This window comes from Pedobacter sp. 10L46_2, from assembly GCF_056395165.1.
In genome coordinates this window covers 1-2,303 of record NZ_JBFTIZ010000532.1, presented here as the reverse complement: position 1 = coordinate 2,303, position 2,303 = coordinate 1, and the positions used below count along the sequence as shown (strand labels likewise).

4 protein-coding genes are annotated in these 2,303 nt (G+C 39.3%); 1 reads left to right on the top strand and 3 read right to left on the bottom strand.

Annotated features, from left to right (window positions below; translation table 11 throughout):
- A partial coding sequence (locus AC1DDX_RS27545) for a C40 family peptidase (RefSeq protein WP_477623051.1) occupies nt 1–372 on the top strand: 372 nt, incomplete at its 5' end.
- Nucleotide 373: 1 nt separating this feature from the next.
- Here the strand turns inward: AC1DDX_RS27545 and AC1DDX_RS27540 are convergent.
- The 3 genes from AC1DDX_RS27540 to AC1DDX_RS27530 all read right to left on the bottom strand — a co-directional run.
- Complete coding sequence (locus AC1DDX_RS27540; protein WP_477623050.1) at nt 374–1,108, bottom strand: hypothetical protein; 735 nt, start codon at nt 1,106–1,108, stop codon at nt 374–376.
- Complete coding sequence (locus AC1DDX_RS27535) at nt 1,062–2,006, bottom strand: serine hydrolase domain-containing protein (protein ID WP_477623049.1); 945 nt, start codon at nt 2,004–2,006, stop codon at nt 1,062–1,064. The genes AC1DDX_RS27540 and AC1DDX_RS27535 overlap by 47 nt, the downstream gene beginning before the upstream one ends.
- A 41-nt stretch (nt 2,007–2,047) precedes the next feature.
- The coding region (locus tag AC1DDX_RS27530; RefSeq protein WP_477623048.1) for a M20/M25/M40 family metallo-hydrolase at nt 2,048–2,303 on the bottom strand (256 nt) is incomplete at its 5' end.

Genomic DNA, 2,303 nt, shown 5'->3' with positions numbered 1-2,303 from the left:
TTTCTAAATGGCGTGATTATCCCGCGTGATGCCTCTCAACAAGCCTTAATTGGTCAGCCAGTTGATGTTCTAGAAAACGACAGCATTAGCGTAGATAAGTGTTTAAGAAATCTGCAACCCGGAGATCTGTTGTTCTTTTCGGCAGCCAAACGCAGAGGATTCAATGATGGAAGGGTAACTCACACTGCCATTTATATGGGCAAGGGCGAGTTTATCCAGGCGGCTGGAATGGTCAGAATAAACAGTCTTGTACCCTCTGCCGACAATTATGATGGCAGGCAAAGCGCTACACTTGTCGGCGCAAGAAGAATATTAACCGATATAGGCAAACCCGGGATCACCAGAATAGACCAACATTATTGGTATAAATAAATTACTCTATTTTATTGAACCGCAAATGCATAATCCTGCCATCATTAACTTCAAAACCTATGATCTGATTTTTATTGTCACGTAGCATTTTTAGATGACCCATCCACCAATAGTCAGTACCAGCATGATTCTTTCCTATAAGCTTTAATTTACTATCCTCGTATTTGCTATTCGTTAATATCAAATCATGCCCTTTTAAAACAATGCCGTATTTACAGTCCAGTTCCGGACAATAATACGTTCCTGCATATGCCTGCAACTGCTTATCTGTTTGATTGCTAACTGCGTACTTAATCAAAGAACGTTTCCCATCAGGCCACCATTGCTTAACAACGGTATCTCCCTTTGCTGTGCTGAACTGAAATTTAACATCAGGTGAAGAAGCAACCATAAAAGTACCCTTTTCGGCTTCTAATAAAACGTCAGACCGGCCATACCTGTCCCAATACAATTTTTGGTTCTTCAATTTAAAACCAAACTGTGCCCCATCATCAGCAATATAATTACCCTCGAATTTTTTAGCAGCTGTAATGTCTTTTAATACGGCTTTATTGGTATCAACTGGCTTGGCCTCTGGCTTAGTTGCTTTTGCGGTGGTATCTTTAATAAAAAGATCAGCTATTTCGTAACCTTTACCACCAGGATTAAAATCCCCAACGTTGCTAAAAACAATAAAACCCATTTTTAGATCAGTGCCTCCACCCTTTGTAGGTATTGTTAACAATTCCCAATGCATAGTCAGATTCTTTGCCGTTATTAAATTTCCCCTTTTGCGTTAATAGTCTAATGTCCTCTGCCGTACCCACCGTAGGTTTGTAAAAGTTCATTACCCATTTAGCCATATCGTCAACATTGGTAAACAGACTGGTTGCTCCTGCGTTTGAGTACGATAAAATACTATTGTTAAAACCACCGCCTTCCCGCGGGTAATACGAGTAAGACCGGTTCTTTACCACCTCCGTATAATCATCATGAAAGTGTGTACTGTTCATTCCCAGAGGCTTGAAAATAACAGAATCTGTAAACTGTCTAAGCGTTTTGCCTGTAACAGATTTTACAATTTCAGCTAGCATGGTAAAACCACTGTTAGAGTAACTATACTCTTCACCCGGTTTAAAATTCAGTGCCTGTTGCTTGCTCAGCACTTTAACAATGTGCTCCTGTGTAATTACATCATCGAGTCTGGTGCCCGATATGGCCAGCAATTGCCATTGATCTCTTATGCCACTGGTATGATTCAGTAAGTTCCGGATCGTAATTTTTTCTTTCAGATCCGGGAACCAGGGAAGATGTTTATGGATGTCGTCATCTAGCTTAAGTTTCCCCTGTTGGGCAAGCAAAACAATTGCATAAGCCGTAAACTGCTTAGAAACAGATGCCATATGGTAAATGGTTTCTGGAGTATTGGGCACACCATATTCCATATTGGCCAGGCCATAACCTTTAGCATAAATCAACGAATCATTGCGTACAATCCCAATCACACAGCCGGGTGTATTCGGCGTATTCCATTTCGTAAATAAACCATCTATCTTTTTTGTAATAGCGTCTGGCAACGTTTGTGCACATAACCTTACTACGGGTATAAGAGCGCATAAAAGCAGGATGAAAAGTCTCTTTTTGTGGATTTGCATGAGCGTGTGTGATTAGTAACTCCTAATATACAGATTGTATTCTACTTTCCTTTTTGGTATAATTTTTTATCGTTTAGTCTTTCCATAATTAAGGATGAAAAACTTCTGACACCAATTTTTATACTTTCTTCATCAACATTAAAATTAGGTGCATGATTCATTGCTACAATTCCTTTTTCAATATTAGAACCACCTAAGAAAAAATAAACACCTGGTACTTTTTGCTGAAAGTAAGCAAAGTCATCATTAAAATAAGGAGCTTGTCCGTAATCAGGCACAACTAAATTGGATCCATAG